The following is a 20,345-nucleotide window of genomic DNA, read 5'->3' as shown; positions in this document are numbered from 1 at the left end:
CTCAAGAACGCAACGCCACGCGACCCTTGGGGTAAGGTGCCTTTCTCCTACGTGAGGCGCCCATGCAGTCCCCTCGAACGCCCGAGTTGAACCCCGCCTTCCTTCCGCTGGGCACCGTCATTGGCGCCTGGCGCGTGGTGGCCTGGGCGGGCGGCGGAGTCCAGGGTGCCGTCTACCAGGCGGTGCCGGACCACGATGAGCGCGCAGCTCCCGCGGCGCTCAAGCTCGCCCTGTTGCCCCGAGACCCGCGCTTCGCGCGCGAGGTGGCCCTGCTGTCGCGTGTGAAGCATCCTCACATCCCGCGACTGAAAGACTCGGGCACCTGGCAACACCCAGGCGGCACGCTCCACCCGTTTCTGGTCATGGACTGGGTGGACGGAACGCCGCTGTATGACTGGGCCGGGCAACACCGCCCCTCTTCGCGGCAAGTGCTCCTGCTGCTGGCCCAGGTGGCACGCGCGCTTCAAGCCCTGCACGCGCAGGGGTGCCTCCACCGTGACGTCAAAGGCGGCAATATCCTGGTGCGCCCCTCCGGTGGCAGTGCCCTGCTCACCGACCTGGGCTCTGGCCGCTACCCGGATGCCGAGACCCTCACGCCGAGCACCCTGCCCCCGGGCACCCCGGCCTACCGCTCCCCGGAGGCCTGTCTGTTCGAGCTTCAGTTCTTCCGGGATCCTCAAGCCCGTTACTCCGCGCAACCGGCGGACGACCTCTACGCCCTGGGAGTCACCGCCTACCGGCTCGTCACGGGTGAGTACCCCGAGCTCGGAGCGCCCACCCGGGATGAGCAAGGCACGTGGCATCTGGATGGCATTGCCTCGGCCGCGCCAAGTGTCCTCAATCCCCAGGTGGACGCGCGGCTCAATGCCTTGATTCTTCGCATGCTCGCCAGGCGCCCCGAGCAGCGCGGCACCGCGGTGGAGCTGGCCGAGGCGCTGGAGCAAGCCTCTGGCGCTTCAGTGCCCTCCAGCGAGGCGCGCCCCACCCAGTGGGAATCCCCTTCCCGGCCCTTGCACCTCGGGCTGGCGGCGGCGGCGCTCTTGGCTCTGGGCATCTGGCTCTGTGCGGTAACGCCACAGGCTCATCCAGACCATGCCTCTGCCGTGACGCCTGAAGCTGGAGGAGCCCGGCTGGAGGACGGCGGCACGGCAGGACTCGGCGACGAAGCGGTGGCCACCTCCATGGAGACTTCCTTCGCGCCATCCGTTCCAGGAGGGAGCCCGGAAGACACACTTCCCGAGCCCACGCCAGGTCAGGTGCGGCCCAATGCAAAGGGCCGTTGCCCTCACCCGAAGCAGATTGCCCGTGAGGGCGGGTGCTGGGTCAAAATGGTGCTGAATCGAGACGAATGCGAGATGCTGAACGGCGTCGTGCTCAATGGCACATGCTACGTGCCCGTCCCGCATCGAGAACGCCAGCCCACCTCCCAGCCTGCCACCCCTCCGTGAGCGCGAGCCGTTCTGGTACTTTGTGAGGATGGGCACAAACAAGGTTGTCCTGGTCACAGGAGCTTCGTCCGGTATCGGTCTGGCGTGCGCGAAGCTGCTGAGTGAGCGCGGCCATACGGTCTATGGAACGAGCCGCAAGTCCTCACCGGCCTCGCTGGGCTTCCGGATGCTGGAGTTGGACGTCACCCAGGACGCATCGGTCCAGGCGGCGGTGTCCACCGTGCTCGCGGAACAGGGACACCTCGACGTGGTGGTGAACAACGCAGGCTACGCCCTGGCGGGCCCCATCGAGGAGACGTCGCTGAAAGAGGCCCAGGGCCAGTTCGACACCAACTTCTTCGGCGTGCTGCGTGTGTGCCAGGCGGTCCTGCCCTCCATGCGGGCGCGGCGCTCGGGGCTCATCATCAACGTGAGCTCTCTGGGCGGAGTGGCGGGCCTGCCCTTCCAGGGGCTCTACAGCGCCAGCAAGTTCGCCCTGGAGGGGCTGACGGAGAGTCTCCGCCTGGAAGTGGCCTCCTTTGCCGTCCAGGTCACCTCGCTCCAGCCGGGAGACGTCCACACACCCATCACCCAGAACCGTGTGCGGACCCAGGGAGGGGGCCCAGGGTCTCCCTACCGAAGTGCGTTCGAAACAGTGCTGAGCATCATCGAGAAAGAGGAACGGGCTGGAGCACCAGCCCACCTCGTGGCCACGCAGGTCCTGAAGTTGATGGAGCGCAAGCACGCCGGCGTCCGCTCCACGGTGGGCCACCTGTCACAGCGGATCATCACCGCCGCCAAGGCCTTCCTCCCCTCCTGGCTCTTCGAGCGCCTGCTCAAGTCTTATTACGGCTTGTAAGACTCTGACCACGGCATCAAGCCAACTCCCTCACAAAACATCAGAAGAATCGACGCTCTGGGGGATGGTAAGCGCCGTTCAGAGGGTGGCGCATTCCAAGGGGCTGTTCACTTGGAGCGATGTCCCAATATGACTGGGTAATCCAAAGCTCCGGTTTCGGTGTCCAAGGAAGCGCAGGTGTGATGGCGTGCAGGGGGGCATCGCTGCCCAAGGCGATAAAGGGAGCCCAAGCATGGGGATGGGGATGGGTCGCCCGCAGGGAGAGCATGGCCTCGCGCAGGGCGGAGGCGCGGCCTTGTCCCGCCAAGAGGTTGCGGTAGTAGAACTCCATGAGAAGGTGAGTGGAGTTGTCATTGACCTTCCAAAGACTCGCGAGCACGGTTTCAGCGCCGGCGGCCATGAACGCGCGGCGAAGGCCATAGACGCCTTGGCCGAGGTGAATCTCGCCGCGGCCTGTGTCGCAAGCGGACAGGACAACGAGCTGGGTACCCCAGAGATTCAGCCCAGCCAGTTCCAGCGCCGTGACCAGGGTAGCTTGGGGAGAAAGGGGGGCGCCCGGGGCCGCCAGGCGAGCGCCCGCCAAGGCGAGGCCGGAGTTGAGCAGAGGCTCCGCCTGGGGAGGAGGTGCGCTGCCCAAGGAATCGACGACGGCCAATCCACGGGAACTGGGGACAGAGGAAGAATTGCCGAGGAAGAAGCCATGGGTGGCCAGGTGGAGAATGCCCGGAGTGGGCAGGTTCAAAAGCCGTTCCTTGGAGGCATCGGAGCCAAGGAAGACCTGGGCATGAGGCAGAAGGCGTTGAATGCCTTGGGCTTCCAACCGGGTCCCAGGAAGGGGGACCCAAGCACTTCGGGTCAGGTCTGAACGCGGAGCGGCGAAGAAGCGCTCCAGTGCATCGGGCAACGGTGAAGCGGTGGAGGATGGAGGAGCGCCGGAAGGCGCATAAAGCGAGGGAGCGGTGAAGTCTGGGTCAGCGAGCACAACGACGGAGGAAGAGGGAGCGCTGTCCAATGGACGAGGCAGCAGTTCACGGCCAGAGGTGAGGTAGGTGAAGTCGAAGGAATCCAGGAGGAAGCCCTCGCCGTCGTGCAACGCCGAGAAGGGGACGAGGTTGAGCTGGCCATCGGGAGAGAGGAAGAGGCGGCGGGTAGCGCCCAGCTGGGCCAGCAGAGGCCGGAAGGCAAGTTGGTAGAGCTGTTGTGAGGTGGATTGAAAGGAGACCTCACGCTCGGCCAAGGCATCGCGAAAGCGAGAGGCGGCTTGGTCAATAGGAGCAGCAGGGCCCAGGTCCACAGCACGGGTGGAGGCATCAGGGAAAAGAACCAAGGCCAGGTACCGTTCTTGACGGGGTGTCTTCGCGAGAGGCGTCCCGGGTTTAGGGACGAGAGGGCTGTCCGAGTAGGCGATGAATTCGACGAGCGCGGCATCCTTGGGAAGAGAGGAGGCGACGCGGGAGACAATGTCATCGAGAGAAGGAAGGGAGGAGACAGCGCGAAGGGGTGCGGAGCGTTTGGCCAGGTCCGCTTCGAGCGAGTCACCCGCTTGCGCGAGGGACTGGAGGCGCTGTTGATAGTCGTCTGAAGAAAGAGTGCCCGGGCCCGCGAGGGAGAGGGAGGCCAGTTGGGTCCGCAAGCCTTGGAGGCGCTCAAGGGTATCTCGGTCTTCGGCGCTCAGGCTGCGGTAGAGGGTACGAGAAATGGTGGCAGTCTCCGAGATGGAGCGGCCCTTGAGAAGGAGAGAGGCGCCGAGGGCCAATCGCTGAACGCGGGCATCCTGAGGGTGGGCGCGCAGCAGGGCATAGAGCCGCTGCTCATCAGAACGCAGATAGGAAAGAAATGTGGAAAGGCGGGACTCGGAGAAGTCGAGGGCCTCATGACGCAGGCGCCTCTCGGAGATGGAGAAGGCGCGAGAGAAGAGAGGCAACGCGTCAGAGAGACGATGCTGGGCCAGACGAAGTTTGCCGAGACCGCTGAGTGATTCAGCAACGAGCGGGTGATGGGTGCCGAGAGTTGCCTCCCGAAAAGCGAGCGCGTGTTGGTAGAGGGGCTCGGCCCGGCCATACAACCCCTGATTGTAGTAAAGGTTGGCAAGGTTGTTGAGGGAGGAAGCGACGAGGGGATGGCTGTTGCCGAGGGAAGCCTCGTAGATGTCCAGGGCCCGCCGGTGGAGGGGTTCGGCCCGGCCATACAACCCTTGGTCAGAGTAGAGGTTGGCGAGGTTGTTGAGGGAGTCAGCGACGTCGGGATGGCTGTTGCCGAGGGAGGCCTCGCGGATGGCCAGAGCCCGCCGATGGAGGAGTTCGACCCGGCCATACAACCCCTGATTGTAGTAAAGGCTGGCGAGGTTGTTGAGGGAGTCAGCGACGTCGGGATGGCTGTTGCCGAGGGAAGCCTCGCGGATGGCCAGAGCCCGCTGGTGGAGGGGTTCGGCCCGGCCATACAATCCCTGGTCATAGTAGAGGATGGCGAGGTTGTTGAGGGAGTTAGCGACGTCGGGATGGCTGTTGCCGAGGGAGGCTTCGCGGATGGCCAAAGCCCGCCGATGGAGGAGGTCGGCCCGGCCATACAACCCCTGGCTATAGTAGATGTTGGCGAGGTTGTTGAGGGAAGAGGCGACGAGGGGATGGCTGTTGCCGAGGGAAGCCTCGCGGATGGCCAAAGCCCGTTGGTGGAGGGGTTCGGCATGGGATAAATCCCCTTTCAGTCGATAAAGGTTCCCCACCAGAGTTAGGCAACTGGCAACTTCTGGATGCATACCGCCAAGCACGGTCTCCTTGAGAGCGCGTGCGTGCTCGGCCTGGGCAAGAGCTTCTGAATATTTGCCCGAGTCTTTGAGCTTTGTCGCCTCTTCGAAGCCAGCCTGAGCCTCTAGCAGCCGTGCATCCGGCTTCTCTTCGCTGGCCAGGCCTTCTGATGTGAAGCAAAGAAATAGCGCAATCGTCAAGCTGACGGCCTGAAGCATCTTTATTCCCAAGATGGATTTTGTGATGACTGTGCTGAATCAGCACGGTGAACACAGTCATCATCCAGGGGTGCCCAATAAAAGTTGCTGCTGATAGGGGCTTCTCGGGACGAGGGTTTCAGCGCTCGTCTAGCAGGCTGCTGAGAGGCGGCTGAAGGGGCTGGTGGAGCAACTGCCGGCTGAGTTACCTGCCCCTTGGGAATTTAATCTATTTCATACCAGAAAAGCCGGAAACCAAGGTTGGTGAACTGGCTGAGAGGTGGTCTGTTTGGAGCATAGGAAGGACAGGAGCCCTCTTGGGGTTTGCAGGCCGCCCATCCCTCACCACCGGACCGTCAGCTCCGTCGTTTCTCCCGCCGTGGCGCTCGACGTTGTCTCGTACATGCCCAGCGCGGCGTGCTCGAGCCTCACTTTCACACTCCCGCTCTGCACCTTGATCGCCCGGGTCGGAGACACGCCCGCGTAGGTACCGTTGATCCACACCCGGGCGCGGGGAATGGCAACCACCTGGAACCGCGTGGGCACATCCGCGGGCACATGGCCTCCTCCCGCATAGCCTCCTCCCCCATGGCAGTGGTAGCCGCCTGTACGCCGGTTGTTATGGCAGCCCGAGCTGTTGGTCCGCCCTGGATGAGCCCACACCGCGTGTGGGGCACAGAGGCTCAGCACGGCGGCCCCCACCCCCAGCGCTCGCATCCCCCGTCTCATGGGTCCACCTTTCCGATGAGGGCCTCGACCAGCATTCCGTCCTGCCAGCCCAGCAAAGCAGCATGAACGCCCAGACGCGCCGGGACATGTGCCACCCCCTTCCCCGCGCGTGCCAGGTCCTTCGCGGCGAACGTCTTCCCGGCCAGGCGCTGAGCCACCTGCTGGAGGACCTCCGTGGCGAGGGCCTCGCGCCCGTGCTCCCGGGCGGTGACATGGACCCCGCGCGTCAGGCCCTGGCTCACGAAGAGGTGGACCAGCGTGCCAGGCGGCACTTGCCGCACGGCGAATACCCCGGGCCGCCGCTCCTCCCATCCAGATGGTCCCAGCAACGCTTGTACGACTTCCACCGGCTCCCCGAGTGGCCAGTGTTTGCGCAGCAGCTCCTCACGCCGCCGGAGGAGCCCCTCGCGCACTCCCGTCAGTTCCGCATCTCCCTCGAACACGGAGAGCAGAATCCCCGCATCCCGTTCGCCCTCATGAAGGGCACGCAGCGTGTGGCTGACTCCCCCCGAGGCCCGGGCCGCCTTGGCCAGCCGGTTGATTTCCGCTGAGCGAAAGGCCGCCAGTGCGCTCCGGGCCGCCTCCATGGGACTGGCCTCCGTGGCGAGCTTGAGCGCCTGAGCCCGGCAGTGGAGGTCCTGAGCGGAACACGCCTGGGCCCGAAGAAGATAGGCCTGTGACAACAAGAGCCCAGGGGGCTCCGAGGCGAGTCCCGGGGTCTGGATGCGCAGCAACGTGCGGATCGCATCCTCCACCTCGCCCTTCGCCAGCAAGGCCTTGCCCTGTTCGAGCCTCTGGTCTTCGAGCCTTGCACGAAGTCCGTCCACCCAGGCGGCCGGCGCCCCCTCCTCCGTGAGGGCGTTCAGTTCCTTCTCGGCCTCGGCCTCTTCGTTCTGGGAGAGGGCCTTGGCAACCCACGCCTCGCGCAGGCGCCGGCGCTCGGCCTCCAGGGGCTCCGCTCCCCTCTTCGTGCGCACGTAGGGTTCGATGAAGCGCACGGCATCACGGTTGTCCATCTTCAGGATGCGTGCCCGCACGAAGGCATTCCGGGCGTCGATGAACTCTGAGGACGTGTTTCCCTCCCCCTGCAAGGCGCTGGCGTGCAGTTCGGCCTGATCGAGCTGGCCAGCAGCCGTCAACCGGGAGAGCTCCTGGACCGATGGCCGCACGAACAGGAAACACGCCAGGACGGTCAGGGCGCAGGACCCGGCAAACCCGAAGCCGAGCCTGTCATGCCACCGCTTCGCCAGCGTCGAGCCATCCGGCCTGCGCCGTCTCAGCCAGCTCGCGGTCATCAACCCGAGACCTGGCACGAAGCCCAGCGAGGCCAACGCGACGAGCCCCGCGGCAGGATGGCGCCCGTAAAAGAGCTGGCGTTCCGTGAACGCGCCCGTGAGAAAGACGGCGCCGAAGAGGCTCACGAAGAACACGCCCAGCAGACATGCGAAGCGGTGACGGAAGGGACGGGTATCCCGGACGGGGGTAGGACGAAAACCACTGCCCAGCAGCTTGAGAAAGCCCTTCTTGCCAGCGAATGCGTAGTGGACGGTGGCCGCTGGGGCCTCGAACACCTCCAGGCGCTGAGAGAGCACCCGTGTCCGGAAGGGCTCCAGCCCCGGCTCCAGAGAAGCGCGCACGGGGAAGAACCCCGCCGCCTCGGCTTCCGGTCCCAGTTGGGAGGGAGGAATCCGCCCATCGTGCGCCCATGAGGCCACGGTCCGCGCGCCTTGCCATTGGGCAGCACCGGGCGAGCCCTGCTTGAGGCCAGGATGCGCGCTCAGCCGTGGGTCATCCGGCCAGATGCCCACATGGGTGTGCTGCACCGTCGCGACCTTGAGCCACCGGCGCATGCGGCCCGACCCCTGGCAGGGCGAGCATCCCACCTGGCCCTTCGAGCAGCGGACACACTTTTTCTGTCCGTTGCCCCGGCACTGCTGACAGTTGACCATCCGGTAGTTCTTACGCGCCCGGCTCATCCGTTTCCCGGTGCCGCCACAGCCAGCGCAGCTCGCACGCAAGGTGCCGTGGCAGGAGGGGCACGTCACCAAGCCGTCGCCCGAACACCTGCGGCAGCCCACCGGGTGCGACGTCCGGGCGGCCAACTCCTCGGGCGCCCCGCTCCAAAGGTCGAGGGACTCCAGTTCCAGAGGGACACCGGGGGGAATCGTGCTGCCACGGAAGGGCTCCTCCACCCAGCTTCCCGTACGGACCGCATAGCGCGTGAGGAGGCGTCCATAGCGAAGCGTCTCGACATCCACCTGGGTGATGAGCTCGCGAAAGCCCGTAGGGCCTATGCGCCAACGGGCCCACCGGACCGCCGCGGCCCTGGCCTCCTGCTTCATCGCTTCGGCGTGCATCGTGCGGCCTCCTTGCACGTCACATCCGGCCGCGGCATCTCTCACCTGAAGCAGAATCCCGGAGGCGTACGCCTGCCATCACATGACGGGGACGCTACCGGCGGCAATCCCCCCAAAGGGGGGTAAGAGCACCCAACCCAAGCTCCCACAGGATAGAATAGGGGGTTCATGAGCCGTGCTCCCCTGCGCTTCTTCTTCGATTACGTCTCGCCCTACGCCTACCTCGCCTGGACGCAGCTTCCCGCCCTGGCCAAGCGTCACGGCCGCACGCTGGAAGCCGTGCCGGTGCTCTTCGCCGGCGTGCTCAACGCCCTCGGAACCCTGGGGCCCGCGGAGGTACCCGCCAAGCGGTTCTACCTCTACAAGCACACCCACCGGCTCGCCCACGACCTCGGCGTCCCCTTCGTCTTCCCCTCGGCGCACCCCTTCAATCCGCTGCTCGCGCTCCGGGTGACGGCCGCGGTGCGGGAGGAGGAGGCCCGGAGGCGGCTCGTCTCCGCGCTGTTCTCGGCGGCGTGGGCGGGCGGAGGCGGGCTCGTGGAACCCGAGCGCGTGGGGGCCTGCGTGGGCGCGGTGGGGCTGGAAGCCCAGGCCTTGCTCGCCGCCGCGGGGACGCCGGACGTGAAGGACCAGGTGCGCCGCAACACCGAGGAGCTGCTCGCGCTGGGGGGCTTCGGCGTTCCCACCGTGCTCGCGGACGAGGAGCTCTTCTTCGGCGTTGACTCCCTGGGTCACCTGGAGCGCTTCCTGCGCGGGGAGGATCCGCTCTCCCGCGAAGAGCGCGAGCGCCTGCGGACCCTTCCCATGGCCGCGTCCCGTCTCTGAGAGACCTTGCTAACGTTCCCGGGCACGATGATCTTTCGACGCTCGCCGCCCCGGATGTCCCTTCGAAGGTGGCTGTTGAGCCTCGTGTGTGTCTCCGCGCCTGCGTGGGGATCGAACGGGGAGGACGGTGGTGCCGCCGAGCCCATGGCGCAGGAGGACGTCTTCCAGGAACTCCGGTGGGACGTGGGGAGCGGCGATGAGACCTGGAAGGAGGCGTGTGCGTTCGCCCCGGGAGGCGAACTCTGGCGCGTCTCCGGATCGACCGAGGGCGCATCGATATCCACCGGTGTGGAGCGCTTCGCCCTCCGGCGCAATGACCAGACGGTGTTGCACTTCGGGCAAGAAGGAGCGCCTGAATCCGGCGGAGGGGCACGCATCGACGAGAGCGAACGCTGGCGGGTGCGCTGTGAGCAGGGCCGGATCGACATCGTGACCCCGGCCGTCCAGGTGTCGCTGCAAGCCGGGGCCTCGGAGTTCAAGCTCGACCCGCGCTTCTCGCGGATCCTGCACCCAGGGAGCCGCGAGCTGGGTGGCCCGGCCGTCCAGTCGCTCGACGAGGTCTTCGCTGCGTTGGCCTCCGGGATGGGGCTGGACACCGAGAACGGACCCTTTCGCGAGGGCGACTGGCAGGTGTCGGGGCTGAGAGAGGCGCTCATCCGGGCCCGGCTGCTGAACGTCGAGCGAATGCTCGCCTCGGGCAATCTCGACCAGGCCCGCCACGCGCTTCAAAGCCTGCCACCGGGTCCCGGGCTTCCCGAGCTGAGCAGCTGGGCTTCGGCACTGAACCTCCGCCTGGAGACCCTGCGGTCGAAGCCTCCACTCATGCCCACCGGAGTCCGGAGGGTGGGCACCCTCATGAGCCTGCCCGGACTGCTGCACGAGGACGACACCCCCATCCTCTTCTGGCGCCGCACCCAGCTCTGCGTGCGGCAGGAGGCGTCAGCTCCGCCGCGCATGCGCTGCATCGATGCGCGCACCGGACGCTGGGAGAAGGAGGAGCCCTACAGATCGCCCTTTGGCAAGGGCTGGCGTGTCGAGCTCGAGTACCAGGGAGCGATTGGGTACTACCAGACCAAGGTCTGGAGCATCGGCCCTGAAGGAACGAAGAACGACCACGACAGCTGGGCCGAGCCGGTCGTGGTGGCGCGAGGCAAAGGCGATCAGTTGGTGGTGGTGTCCGCCCAGAACCCGCGCCAGCACAGCGAGCTGCAGGGCCTCGACCTCTCCTCCGGACCGGGCTCCCTCCTCGCGGGAGGAAACCGGTACTACTTCTCGAAACCCGATGAACTCCGGTCCCTGAAAGTCGAAGGGCAAGCCTGGACATTCGTCGTTCCAGGCCCCCACGGCGAGGTGCGCTGCGCGGCACACCCGCGGGTGTCACCCAATGGGCGCTGGGCGGCATGCCCGGCCGGGCAGATGGGAGGAGCGCACACCCCGGACGCGGGCACTCCCTCCCGCTTCGACCTCTTCCTGTTCGAGCTCGCCCCCCGCGCTCGATGAGACCGGCGGCAGGAGTCCGTACCGCACCGCGTTCGACCAGAGCAACATCCGGCCGGGGTTCCAGGCCGCTTCCGGGGTGCTCAACATTGCTGCACGCCCCTGTGCCACCAGCGTTTCCCACAGACCCTGGGGGCAACCCGGCAATTGCGGCTCGTCCGGGCGGCGACGCTGGCGCACTTCGAGGCCACGCTGCGCAGCCGCTCGGATGCGATGGGGTTCCTGCCGACGCAGCTCCAGGAGGAGCCGGACGTGGAGGTCTTCGTGAAGAAGTGAGCCGCGAACTCCGGCCGACGAACTGCCCGGTCCTCGCCGGCCGTGTTCTCGATGCGGCAGCCTGGGTAATTGAAGTTCACGGCCGCGCCGTCCGGCTGCGCCAGGCTCACTGCACTGCCGGCGTTCTACGCGTAGACGCACTCGTGGTTCCACGCTCCTTCCGGAGAGCGGGGCTCGCCCAAATCAACCGGGAGCCCGCTGGCGTGTAGGCTCTTGCTGGAACGGCGGTTGACTGCGCGATCCCATCGGCCCTATGAGTCTTCGTCCCTCCCCGCGACAGTGGAGAGGCTCATGAGCGTTCTCGCCAAGAACAATGTCAAGGTGACGGGCACGAGCGCGCAGCCGATGCTCTTCGCGCATGGCTTCGGGTGCGATCAAAACATGTGGCGGTTCGTCGCCCCCGCCTTCGAGAGCGACTACCGCACCGTCCTGTTCGATCACGTGGGGGCTGGCGGATCGGACATCTCCGCCTACGACCGCACGAAGTATGGGACCCTGGCGGGTTACGCCGAGGACGTGCTGGAGATCTGCCGTGAGCTGTGTCTCGAGCGGGTGGTGTTCGTCGGTCATTCACAGAAATTATCGTGCCTGCCATTGGCTCCCTGTCCTGTGGCCATGGAAAGATTCACAAGATGGATATCGATTGCCTGCTTGCAGGGTGCCTTGGTGCTATTCCTGCCATGCTGCCAATTTACCGAAATCGCACATTTGAACTCGGGATTCCCTTCGTACCCTGTATTCAAAAGCGGGCTTGAGCGGGTCTTTCGTGTCCGATCTGTTCACGGACGGAGTCATACGGTAAGTGAAGCCAAATCCCTGGCAATGGAAGTCATTTGGCGCCGAGAGGGGGATTCTCTCAAACCAGCTTTCAAGGAATACACGGCATGGAAAAGCTCCCTTCGGATCCACGTTTCTTCACGCCAGCGAATCAGATCGACTTTCCCGAAAACCCCACTGCGCAGCAGGCGATGAATGCGGCATGGACGTTCAACCTGACGGGCTTCACCAACCAGGGAATCACTGGCAATCCGTGGAACCTGACCAATTCCGCGAACAACACCTGGTACTTCAATCCTCTGACCACCAATACGTCGGAGGGAAAATATGCGCCCATCCAGTGGAATGCCTTCCCCGGGCGCTTGACGTATTACTACGGCGGTGAGGGCGGCACGAACAGCACCGGCCTTGTGCTTCCGGAAGCCGATCTGCTGTCCCTGGCGGACACGGGCAAGACCACCACCGGGATGCCCTTCTCGGAGCTGCCACAAATCACCAATCCCTGTACCCAGGAAGTGAGCCCCTACGGCCCCTTTGGTCCCCGGGGATGGCAGGACGAGTACTGCGAGTGGAGCGTCGAGCGCGACAGCCAAGACAACATCGTTCGCATCGACTTCACGTGTGAGAACCCGGAGTACTGGAGCACCCTCTGGGGGGTGGACCCGGACAAGGTGCTGGCCCTCTACCGGAGCACCCTGGGCAAGCCCCAGATCGTGCTGGAGGACCTGGTCCTGATGGACCCCGTTGCCGGAAAGCCCGTGGTGGATGCCTCGACGGGGAAGCCCGCCTACAACCCGCTCAACAAGTGGAACAGCGGCCCGGTGTCCACTGCCACCCAAGGTGGCGCGATGCACCTGACGAGCACGCCCAACACACTCCAGACGGAGACAGGCTTGGCCTCGTCGGCGACGGTGCCTCGCGCGGGGGGCAACGCCAATGCGCAGGCGCTGCTGTGCTGTGCCCAGTACGGTCAGCCCGCGCGCAACAGCGATCCGCACATCGGTCAGAGCGTCAACCAGCTTGTGGCGCCGCCCAACCCCAGCAGCACCGCCCACAAGGTCACCCTCGCCAATCCTCCCGGCCTCTACATCCAGACGCCGGACTTCGAGGGCTACAACTACCAGACGAAGGACAAGACGCCCGCCTCGGAGTTCTGGACCATCGTTCGGGGCAAGGCCGCGCTGAATGACGCCAGCGGCAGGCCCATGCCCGGCAACTACATCCTGCACGCCACCTTTCAGGTCCCCAAGGCGAAGAATTACACCGTCTCGGACATCACCATCAACGGCGCGCCGATCCGGTGGGCCGGTCAGGTGGCGCAGACGTTCTTCATGCAGATCACCGGAATGGGACTGGCGCAACCGGATTCCGCGCCGCAGCAGAGTTGCGTCACGGATGCCCGGGTGGAGCAGCCGCAGCCGCTTCAGCTCTTCCACGCCGGTGTGTTCAAGGCGATGTTCGCGACGCAGGTTCCCAACCTGATGGGCGTCCCCATGAACTTGGGCAGCAACAGCACGCTGATTGCGCCGAAGGTCCAGCAAGGGCAGAGCAAGGTCCGCATGGTGCTGACGGCCTCGCAGACCGGCACGGGACAGCCCACCGTGGCTTTCGATGGGACGGGGGTCACGGTCCAATTCACCGGAGCCGAGGTGGTGACTTACGCGGTGCCGGGCAACACGTATCCGGGGCCGGTCCTCGCCCTGAGCATCGAGGTCTCCGTGGCCGCCGATGCTCCGCTGGGGGCGCGAGGTGTCACCATCTCCTTCCCGGGCCAGAGCTCGCCGCTGACGGCATTCCCCTCCGCGCTGCATGTGGTCGCAGCGTAGCCCTGGGAGCACCCGCATGATTTCATTCCAGAACTTTCGTTTTGCGGCGTTGGCGGTGCTTTGGGCACTGGGCCCAGGTTGCGCCAGGGATGCGGCCTCGAGAGAAGCGCCATCCGGAGGTATGGCTCCGGCGATGGAGGCGATTCAACCCAAGGCCGAGGCGGCACTGCCGGCTGCCGCGCGGGCTCCCCCGCAGTTCGACTGCGGCAACTGGCAGGTCATCCGCTTCGGTCCGGACATCCCGCCGGACTTCAGTCAGGTCTCGGTCCAGATCGATGCGGATTGCTTCGCGTGGCAGCAATTCATCGCGCTGAACTGGCCCGCCGCCGGAATGGACGGTGGGACTGCGGAGGGCTTTGGTACTCCCGGGGACCTGGCCGCGGTCCAGTGGCAGACGTACATGAGCACAGGGCAACTCTTTCCGCCGGATGCCGGGCCGCCTCCGCCCTGGGGGACGCAGCCGGAGGTGACGGACGACTGCCTTGCGGAGGCGGGCCTGACGCAGGCGCAGGCCAAAGGGCGGTTGCCGCTCATGGTGGCGTCGAAGTTCGCGGAGCAGTTCGACCCGGGCAAGAGCAGCGCCCAGGCTTATCCCCGGGGCGCCCCGGCGTGGCTGGGGGCGCAGAACGGCACGAACGTCTGGTACGACGTGAAGGTCAACCTGCCCGAGTACCAATACATCGTGGACGCCGGCCTCTACAACGCCGCCAACCAGGTGGCCATGGCGGATGCGGGCGTGCCGCTGGTGTTGCCCCAGGGCGCCTTCCAACCCTCACCGGGCACGGTGGGGGCCATCGAACTGAAGGCGGCCTGGATGGAGGTCACCAGTCCGGCCGACGCCCGCTGGAATGCCTACAAGCTGGCGGCCGCGGTGGTCGTGGATCCCTCGACCCAGAAGTGCCGTCAGGCCACGGTGGCCCTGGTCGGGTTGCACATCATCCATGCGACCCAGAGCCAGCCAACCCTCATCTGGTCGACCTTCGAGCATGTGGCGAATGCGCCGCTCGACGGAGCGGATGCGGGAACAACGGAGTGGAACTTCTACAATCCCCAATGTCAGCCGCGGACGCTGCAGTTGCCGCCGACGTGCGCGGCGGACGGCAAGGCCACTCACGTGACGGTGGGGTGCACGCCGAACACGGCGCCGCCGTATTACATTGGCGAAGGTTGTCCGGCGCCGGTGCCTGTTCAGGTGACCCGGATGAACCCCATCGACCAGAATGCACAGACGGTGAATCAGTTGGTGCATCAGAACATCGGCACGAGCTATCCGGGATCCGTTTGGCAGAACTACATCCTGGTGAACGTGCTCTGGTCCTCCAAGTCGAGCCCGAGTCCAGCGAAGCCCGTGCAGGTCCCGCTGCCCTTCGCCGCGCCGATGCCCTCCTCCACGATTCCCATCGCGAACACGACGATGGAGACCTACATCCAGCAGACGGCGGACTTCGGCCAGGGGCAGCAGGCCAGCAACTGCATCGTCTGTCACAAGAACGCGGCCATCGCGGGCAATTCGCGCATTGCCTCGGATTTCAGCTTCGTCTTCACATTGGCGAGCGGCTTGCCTCCCTCTCCGGTACCGAAGTCGAGGAAGCTGACGGCAAAGCAGAAGGCGGCCGTGGCCCACCCGCCGACGATGCGGCGCATTCTGCGCTGAGGTGCTGAGCGAGGCGCCGGAAGGAAGCACGTCTTCCGGCATCTCCGCCATTCGCGGGTGACCTGAGCGTGATGGATGCGCCTGGAACTATCGCGTTCCAAGTGCTCCAGACGCGGCGGCCCGGTGCGAAGGGCCGCTGCATCGGCATCGACATCTCGGAGCCGATCTTCAAGCCTGCAAGCTTCGATATGATCATTTCGCGCTTCGGCGTCAGGTTCTCGTGAGCTTTGGGAGACCGGGGAACTCAGGCCGCTTGCGAGAACGAACCGATGAGAGATCAAGGCGTTAGCCGGTAACACCGCGACCTGCTTGGGGTTTTGCTTCCGCCTTGCTGCGGCTTCGAAACCCGCCGCCTCCAAGCAGAGCAACCTGCGCGGGCCGTGAGACCTTGGCGTCACGGCTCCCCATTACACCTTCGAAGCCGCCTCTTCCCGGGCGAGCATCGCGCGCAATACGCGCTCGCCCGTGGCGGGGAGGCGGGTGACGTGCGCACCCGTGGCATGCCGGATGGCGTTGCAGATCGCCGGTGCCACGCCCACGAGGCTCACCTCCGCCACCCCCTTGGCGCCAAACGGCCCTGCCCCGGCAGGATGCTCGAGCAGGAGGGGGTGGATCGCCACCGGGACATCCCGTGAGCCTGGGACCTTGTAGCTGCTCATGGACGGGTTGAGCAGGTGCCCATCCTTCCAGAGCAGCTCCTCGGTCAGGGCGAGGCCCAGCCCCTGGACGAACCCTCCTTGGATCTGTCCTTCCACCGCTGCGGGGTTGATCGCGCGTCCCACGTCATGGACGCTCCAGGCCTGGAGCAGCTCGACCTGTCCCGTCAGCTCGTCCACCTCGACCTCGGCGACCTGGGCCGCGAACACGAAGAAGCCATTGCCCATGGAGGGCATGCCCTGGGCGGAGGTCCCCCCCGTGCCGATGGGAATGGGGGGAAACAACCACCGGGAGGTGGCCACCAGGGGCCCCCCTTTGAAGTAGAGGGCTCGCCCGGCGATGGCCCCGAAGGAAACCCCGGTGCCGGGCTGGCCTCGGACGCCCACGATGCCGCCAGGCCGCAGCTCCAGGTCCTGCGCGGGATGCCCGAGCATCTCGCTGGCGTGCTCGAAGAGCTGTTGCCGGAGTTGCTCGCAGGCCTGCACCACCACCCGGCCCACGGTGAAGGTGGTGCGTGTGCCTCCGGTGCACCAGTCGTACGGGGAGACATCCGTATCGGGGCCGCTGTAGTTGATGTGCTCCAGGGGGAGGCCCAGGACCGCGGCTGCGCACTGGGTGAGGGCCGTGTCCGAGCCCTGGCCAATGTCCACCGCCCCCGTGTTCACCGTGAGGGTCCCATCCTCGTTGAGCCGGACCGTGGCGCTCGAGCCCAGCAGCCCGCTCGTATGCGCCACCGCCGCGACCCCAAGGCCCCGCCGCTTGCCAGGAGCCGTGGCGGGCTGTTCGCGGCGCTGAACCCAGTCCGAGGCTTCCCGGGCCCGCTCCAGACACGCCCGGAGCGTGCCGCTCTCGACCGGCGCGCCGCCCAACCACCGCTCCCCCGTCTCCAACGCATTGCGAAGCCGGAACTCGAAGGGATCCAACCCCAGCTTCTCCGCGAGCTGATCGATCTGCACCTCGCTGGCGAAGTGGATCTGCGGATTGCCGAACCCGCGGAAGGCCCCCGCCCGGAGGCGGTTGGTGTACACCGCCCAGCATTCGACATCGACGTGCGGAATGCGGTACGGCCCGCGCGCGAAGTAGGACCCCAGGGACGCGACGAACGGTCCATCGTCGGCGTAGGCGCCGGTGTCGAAGACCAGCCGGACCTGGCGGGCGAGGAGCACCCCGTCCCGGGTGGCCCCCGTGCGCATGTGGATGCGGCTCGCGTGGCGGGACTTCATCATGAGCATGTCGTCCGTGCGCGACAGCGTCATCTTGACCGGTGCCCCCGCAGCCATCGCCAGCGCGGCGGTGATGGGCTGGTTGGTCATCTCGGTCTTGCCGCCGAACCCGCCGCCAATCCGGGGCGCGATGACCCGGATCTTCGACATCGGCAGGCCCAGGGCCTCGGCGGTGATCGCCTGTGCCCGGAACACGGACTGGGTCGAGGTGTAGAGGGTGATCTTCCCACTGTCGCGATCCACGGCCGCCAGGGTCGAGCACGGCTCCAGGTAGACATGCTGCTGGGCGGGCGTTTCGTAGACGTCTTCGACTACCACGTCACAGCGCTTCCACACCTCCTCCGGTGAGCCTTCCGTCAGCCGGATGTACGAGGCGGCATTGGGGGTGGCAGCCCTCGCCGGGGAGTCCGCTTGAAGGCTGACGTAGGCATCGCGCTGCTCATGGATGACGGGGGCACCTTCCTTCAGCGCTTCCTCGGGGTCCAGCACGGGGGCGAGTGGCTCGTACCGGATGTCGATGGCCTCGAGGGCCCGGCGGGCCGTCGGAAGGTCCACCGCGGCCACGGCGGCCACGGGCTCGCCCGCGTAACGGACCTTCCCCCGGGCGAGCAGCGGCTGGTCCTTGATGACGGAGCCGACGTTGTGGTCAGGCAGATCCTCCGCGGTCAGCACGGCCCTGACCCCCGGCATCGCCCGGGCGCGGGAGGTGTCATACGACAGGATCCGCGCATGGGGATGAGGGCTGCCCAGCAGGGCCCCGTGAAGCATGCCGGGCAGGGTCATGTCGTCGGTATAGACGGCGCGTCCGGTGACCTTCTCTTGGGCCTCCAGCCTGGGAACGGGTTTGCCCAGGAGGTCTCCCACGGGGGCAGAGAAGGGCCCCTGGGGCTTCGGCTCACTCATGAGGACGCTCCTGGGAACTGGCCGCGCCGGGGGCAGCGCTCAGCGAAGCAATGGCCTCGATGACCTTGGCGTACCCCGAACAGCGGCAGACGTTGCTGCCGAGCGCGTGGCGGATCTCCTCGGTCGTGGGGGCCGGGTTGTGGTCGAGCAGGGCCTTGGCGGTCACGACGATGCCGGACATGCAGAATCCACATTGCACCGCGCCATGCTGGACAAGGGCGCGCTGGACCGGGTGAAGCGTCCCCCCTGTCTCCACCCCTTCGATGGTGGTGATGGCCCGTCCGCGCAGGGTCACGGCCAGGGACAGACACGAGAGCCGGGGCTCGCCGTCCACGAGCACCATGCAGGCCCCGCAGCTGCCCTGATCGCAGCCGCGCCGGGTCCCGGTTGCGCGGAGATCCTCGCGCAGCACCTCCAGCAGGGTTCGCGCAGGAGCCACCGTGAGGCCGTGTGTCTCGCCATTGACCTGAAGTGAGAAGGAAATCCTGTCAGACATGGGTGCGCTCCTGGGCTTGGGCAACGGCACGGCCCAACAGGCGGGGGATCAGCATGCGGCGGTACTCCGCCGTGCCACGGACATCGTCACGGGGCGTGGCGGCACGTGCGAGGAGGTGGCCCGCCTCGGCCAGCGCCTGGGCGTCGAGGGCCGTGCCCACGAGGCGCTGGTCGGCAGCGTCCACATGGAGTGGCATGGGGCCGCAGGACCCCACGGCCACGCGGGCCTGGCGGCACGTTCCCCCCTCCAGCGCGAGCACCAGCGAGATGGACACCGTGGGGTAATCGCTGGCCACCCGGCTGAAGCGGAGGTGGTGGCCGACAGCCCCCGGGGTGCCGCGGGGAATCCAGATCCGGGTAACGAGCTCGCCCCGGCGTAGGGAGGTCTGGAAGCGATCCACGAGCAGAGACTCGACGGGAATGACGCGCCGTCCTTCGGGACCTGCGATCTCGGCCTGGGCGGAGGCGGCGGTTAGCGCCACGGGCAGCTCCGTGTTGGGATCCGCCAGACACAGCGAGCCTCCCAGGGTGCCCATGTTGCGAATGGCCGGGTGCGCGAGCTGGCGCGCGGCGCTGCGGATGACCTCCATGGCCCCGCTCAAGCGGGACTCGGCCGCCAGGGCCCGGTGGGTGAGCATGGCCCCCAGCCAGAGCCCTTCTGGCATCTCCGTGACGGTGGACAGTTCCTCCATCCGGTGCAGGCTGATCAACAGCGCCGGCGCGAGGTGGCGTGCGTTCATCATCGCCACCAGGGTGGCGCCCCCTGCGAGACACCGGGCGTTCTCCGTGGAGGCCAGGAGTTCGACCCCTTCCTCCACGGTTGCCGGCTCTGCGTAGTGCATAGAACCCCCTGCCCCTCCGCGCGCTGGCGGAGTGCCAGGTGGGCACGGCCTTGCGGAGGAGTTCTAGTGTACGCGAGTTGAAGCCCGTTCACCGCTCGCGTCCTGGCCTCCGGACGTCTGTATTTGTCAATCGGGCTTGGCGGTCTCGGAAGGCAGCAGCGCCAGGAGGTTGTTCTGGATGACGCCGCAGATGCGCTCGAGCGGCAGATCGTTCTCGTCGGTGCCGAAGGGATCCTCGATTTCCACGCCGATCTCCTCGATGCCGAAGAAGACGTAGGAGAGGAGGAAGGTGGCTACCACCGCGCCCCAGCCGAAGGTCTCCACCAGCGCGAACGGCAGCGAGACGCAGTAGATGACGAGCGCGCGGCGCAGGTGCACCATGTACGCGAAGGGCATGGGCGTCTTGTGGATGCGCTCGCACCCGCCCAGGTAGTCGATGAGCTGCTGCACGTTCTGATCCAGCGCCATCTGCGTGTACTCGGTGTAGTGGCCCCGGCGGCGGCCCTCGGCCAGGGCCTCGCTCATCCGTTGGGACACCGCGAGCGCGACGTGCTGGGCCGTGCCCACCTGCCGCATCTCTTCCGGTGGGAGCTGGGCGGGGATGAAGCCAAGATCCTTGTCACCTCGCAGAACCGAGGCTGCGGCATAAGGGAACACTGCGGTCCACAGCACGAGCGTCCGGTAGAGCGCCGGGTCGCGCTCGCGGAGGAAGACGCTTGAGGCGCGCGCCAGGTTGCGCGTCTCGTTGACGATGCCGCCCCAGAGCTTCCGGCCCTCCCAGAAGCGGTCATAGGAGGAGTTGGTCCGGAACACCAGCAGCAGGCCGAGCGCCACGCCCACCAGGGCATGCATGGTGTTGGGGATGCCGACAGGCCGGACGTAGTGGTGGAAGGCCACGACCGCTGCCGCCCACAGGGCAACGGCCAGCAGCCGTCCGACGATTTCGCGGACCATCGACCCCTTCAGGTCGAAGAAGTGATGCCCCCACTGATGCGGATCGTAGTCAATCATCGCCGCAGGCCTTCTGGCTCAGACCGGGCCTCTGTGCAACGGACCA

The 20,345-nt window shown here is 66.5% G+C and carries 16 protein-coding genes and 1 pseudogene; 9 read left to right on the top strand and 8 right to left on the bottom strand.

All coding sequences use genetic code 11. From position 1 onward, the window contains the following. Window positions 1-62: 62 nt before the first annotated feature. Both KY661_RS03445 and KY661_RS03440 read left to right on the top strand, forming a co-directional pair. Window positions 63-1,448 (top strand): serine/threonine protein kinase, encoded by a 1,386-nt coding sequence (locus KY661_RS03445; protein WP_225408821.1) that lies wholly within the window; start codon window positions 63-65, stop codon window positions 1,446-1,448. A 28-nt stretch (window positions 1,449-1,476) separates the two neighbouring features. Then, on the top strand, window positions 1,477-2,286 hold the full coding sequence (locus KY661_RS03440; protein ID WP_225408820.1) for an SDR family oxidoreductase: 810 nt from the start codon (window positions 1,477-1,479) through the stop codon (window positions 2,284-2,286). A 40-nt stretch (window positions 2,287-2,326) separates the two neighbouring features. On the opposite strand, the gene KY661_RS03435 is transcribed toward KY661_RS03440, so the two are convergent. The 4 genes and pseudogenes from KY661_RS03435 to KY661_RS03420 all read right to left on the bottom strand — a co-directional run bounded on the left by KY661_RS03435 (window position 2,327) and on the right by KY661_RS03420 (window position 8,313). Then, window positions 2,327-5,248, bottom strand: coding sequence for a CHAT domain-containing tetratricopeptide repeat protein (locus KY661_RS03435; RefSeq protein WP_225408819.1), 2,922 nt, complete (start codon window positions 5,246-5,248; stop codon window positions 2,327-2,329). A gap of 321 nt (window positions 5,249-5,569) precedes the next feature. Beyond that, on the bottom strand, window positions 5,570-5,785 hold the full coding sequence (locus tag KY661_RS03430) for a PEGA domain-containing protein (RefSeq protein WP_225409193.1): 216 nt from the start codon (window positions 5,783-5,785) through the stop codon (window positions 5,570-5,572). 36 nt (window positions 5,786-5,821) lie between these two features. Next, window positions 5,822-5,944: pseudogene (locus tag KY661_RS37675) on the bottom strand (YHYH domain-containing protein); the annotation flags it as partial. Between the two features lie 8 nt (window positions 5,945-5,952). Next, window positions 5,953-8,313 (bottom strand): hypothetical protein, encoded by a 2,361-nt coding sequence (locus KY661_RS03420; protein ID WP_225408818.1) that lies wholly within the window; start codon window positions 8,311-8,313, stop codon window positions 5,953-5,955. Window positions 8,314-8,481: 168 nt separating this feature from the next. Here KY661_RS03420 and KY661_RS03415 point away from each other — a divergent pair, with 168 nt between their 5' ends. From KY661_RS03415 to KY661_RS03390, 7 genes are all read left to right on the top strand, one after another. Then, on the top strand, window positions 8,482-9,138 hold the full coding sequence (locus KY661_RS03415) for a 2-hydroxychromene-2-carboxylate isomerase (protein ID WP_225408817.1): 657 nt from the start codon (window positions 8,482-8,484) through the stop codon (window positions 9,136-9,138). Window positions 9,139-9,213: 75 nt separating this feature from the next. Then, window positions 9,214-10,638: a hypothetical protein gene (locus KY661_RS03410; protein ID WP_225408816.1), complete on the top strand. Its 1,425-nt coding sequence runs from the start codon at window positions 9,214-9,216 to the stop codon at window positions 10,636-10,638. Between the two features lie 144 nt (window positions 10,639-10,782). Beyond that, window positions 10,783-10,911: a hypothetical protein gene (locus tag KY661_RS37150; protein ID WP_263436614.1), complete on the top strand. Its 129-nt coding sequence runs from the start codon at window positions 10,783-10,785 to the stop codon at window positions 10,909-10,911. A 291-nt stretch (window positions 10,912-11,202) separates the two neighbouring features. Further along, the gene (locus tag KY661_RS03405; protein WP_225408815.1) at window positions 11,203-11,883 is read left to right on the top strand and encodes an alpha/beta fold hydrolase; all 681 of its coding nucleotides are present in this window, start codon (window positions 11,203-11,205) and stop codon (window positions 11,881-11,883) included. Then, window positions 11,796-13,514 carry a hypothetical protein gene (locus tag KY661_RS03400; RefSeq protein WP_225408814.1) on the top strand — a complete coding sequence of 573 codons (1,719 nt, stop codon included), beginning with the start codon at window positions 11,796-11,798 and terminating at the stop codon, window positions 13,512-13,514. Before KY661_RS03405 ends, KY661_RS03400 begins: the two co-directional genes overlap by 88 nt. Before the next feature lie 121 nt (window positions 13,515-13,635). Then, window positions 13,636-15,168, top strand: coding sequence for a cytochrome c family protein (locus KY661_RS03395; RefSeq protein ID WP_225408813.1), 1,533 nt, complete (start codon window positions 13,636-13,638; stop codon window positions 15,166-15,168). Window positions 15,169-15,236: 68 nt separating this feature from the next. Beyond that, window positions 15,237-15,392 carry a hypothetical protein gene (locus tag KY661_RS03390; RefSeq protein ID WP_225408812.1) on the top strand — a complete coding sequence of 52 codons (156 nt, stop codon included), beginning with the start codon at window positions 15,237-15,239 and terminating at the stop codon, window positions 15,390-15,392. A gap of 183 nt (window positions 15,393-15,575) precedes the next feature. Here KY661_RS03390 and KY661_RS03385 read toward each other — a convergent pair whose 3' ends face one another. The 4 genes from KY661_RS03385 to KY661_RS03370 all read right to left on the bottom strand — a co-directional run bounded on the left by KY661_RS03385 (window position 15,576) and on the right by KY661_RS03370 (window position 20,299). Continuing rightward, the gene (locus tag KY661_RS03385) at window positions 15,576-17,951 is read right to left on the bottom strand and encodes a xanthine dehydrogenase family protein molybdopterin-binding subunit (RefSeq protein WP_225408811.1); all 2,376 of its coding nucleotides are present in this window, start codon (window positions 17,949-17,951) and stop codon (window positions 15,576-15,578) included. Next, window positions 17,944-18,447 (bottom strand): (2Fe-2S)-binding protein, encoded by a 504-nt coding sequence (locus KY661_RS03380; protein WP_225408810.1) that lies wholly within the window; start codon window positions 18,445-18,447, stop codon window positions 17,944-17,946. The genes KY661_RS03385 and KY661_RS03380 overlap by 8 nt, the downstream gene beginning before the upstream one ends. Further along, entirely contained in the window at window positions 18,440-19,288 is an 849-nt protein-coding gene (locus KY661_RS03375; RefSeq protein ID WP_225408809.1) for an FAD binding domain-containing protein, read from the bottom strand. Before KY661_RS03375 ends, KY661_RS03380 begins: the two co-directional genes overlap by 8 nt. Window positions 19,289-19,414: 126 nt before the next feature. After that, the gene (locus KY661_RS03370) at window positions 19,415-20,299 is read right to left on the bottom strand and encodes a bestrophin family protein (protein ID WP_225408808.1); all 885 of its coding nucleotides are present in this window, start codon (window positions 20,297-20,299) and stop codon (window positions 19,415-19,417) included. Window positions 20,300-20,345 lie beyond the last annotated feature (46 nt).

Source organism: Allostigmatella hybrida (assembly GCF_020103775.1).
GTDB lineage: Bacteria > Myxococcota > Myxococcia > Myxococcales > Myxococcaceae > Hyalangium > Hyalangium aurantiaca.
This window is presented reverse-complemented; position numbering and strand designations above follow the sequence as displayed.

What these genes read in the sequence shown, in the direction of transcription:
- KY661_RS03435 (WP_225408819.1), bottom strand. Translation starts at nt 5,248, where the DNA reads ATGCTTCAGGCCGTCAGCTTGACGATTGCGCTATTTCTTTGCTTCACA.
- KY661_RS03380 (WP_225408810.1), bottom strand. Translation starts at nt 18,447, where the DNA reads ATGTCTGACAGGATTTCCTTCTCACTTCAGGTCAATGGCGAGACACAC.
- KY661_RS03385 (WP_225408811.1), bottom strand. Translation starts at nt 17,951, where the DNA reads ATGAGTGAGCCGAAGCCCCAGGGGCCCTTCTCTGCCCCCGTGGGAGAC.
- KY661_RS03375 (WP_225408809.1), bottom strand. Translation starts at nt 19,288, where the DNA reads ATGCACTACGCAGAGCCGGCAACCGTGGAGGAAGGGGTCGAACTCCTG.
- KY661_RS03445 (WP_225408821.1), top strand. Translation starts at nt 63, where the DNA reads ATGCAGTCCCCTCGAACGCCCGAGTTGAACCCCGCCTTCCTTCCGCTG.
- KY661_RS03400 (WP_225408814.1), top strand. Translation starts at nt 11,796, where the DNA reads ATGGAAAAGCTCCCTTCGGATCCACGTTTCTTCACGCCAGCGAATCAG.
- KY661_RS03440 (WP_225408820.1), top strand. Translation starts at nt 1,477, where the DNA reads ATGGGCACAAACAAGGTTGTCCTGGTCACAGGAGCTTCGTCCGGTATC.
- KY661_RS03395 (WP_225408813.1), top strand. Translation starts at nt 13,636, where the DNA reads ATGGCTCCGGCGATGGAGGCGATTCAACCCAAGGCCGAGGCGGCACTG.
- KY661_RS03415 (WP_225408817.1), top strand. Translation starts at nt 8,482, where the DNA reads ATGAGCCGTGCTCCCCTGCGCTTCTTCTTCGATTACGTCTCGCCCTAC.
- KY661_RS03370 (WP_225408808.1), bottom strand. Translation starts at nt 20,299, where the DNA reads ATGATTGACTACGATCCGCATCAGTGGGGGCATCACTTCTTCGACCTG.
- KY661_RS03420 (WP_225408818.1), bottom strand. Translation starts at nt 8,313, where the DNA reads ATGCACGCCGAAGCGATGAAGCAGGAGGCCAGGGCCGCGGCGGTCCGG.
- KY661_RS03405 (WP_225408815.1), top strand. Translation starts at nt 11,203, where the DNA reads ATGAGCGTTCTCGCCAAGAACAATGTCAAGGTGACGGGCACGAGCGCG.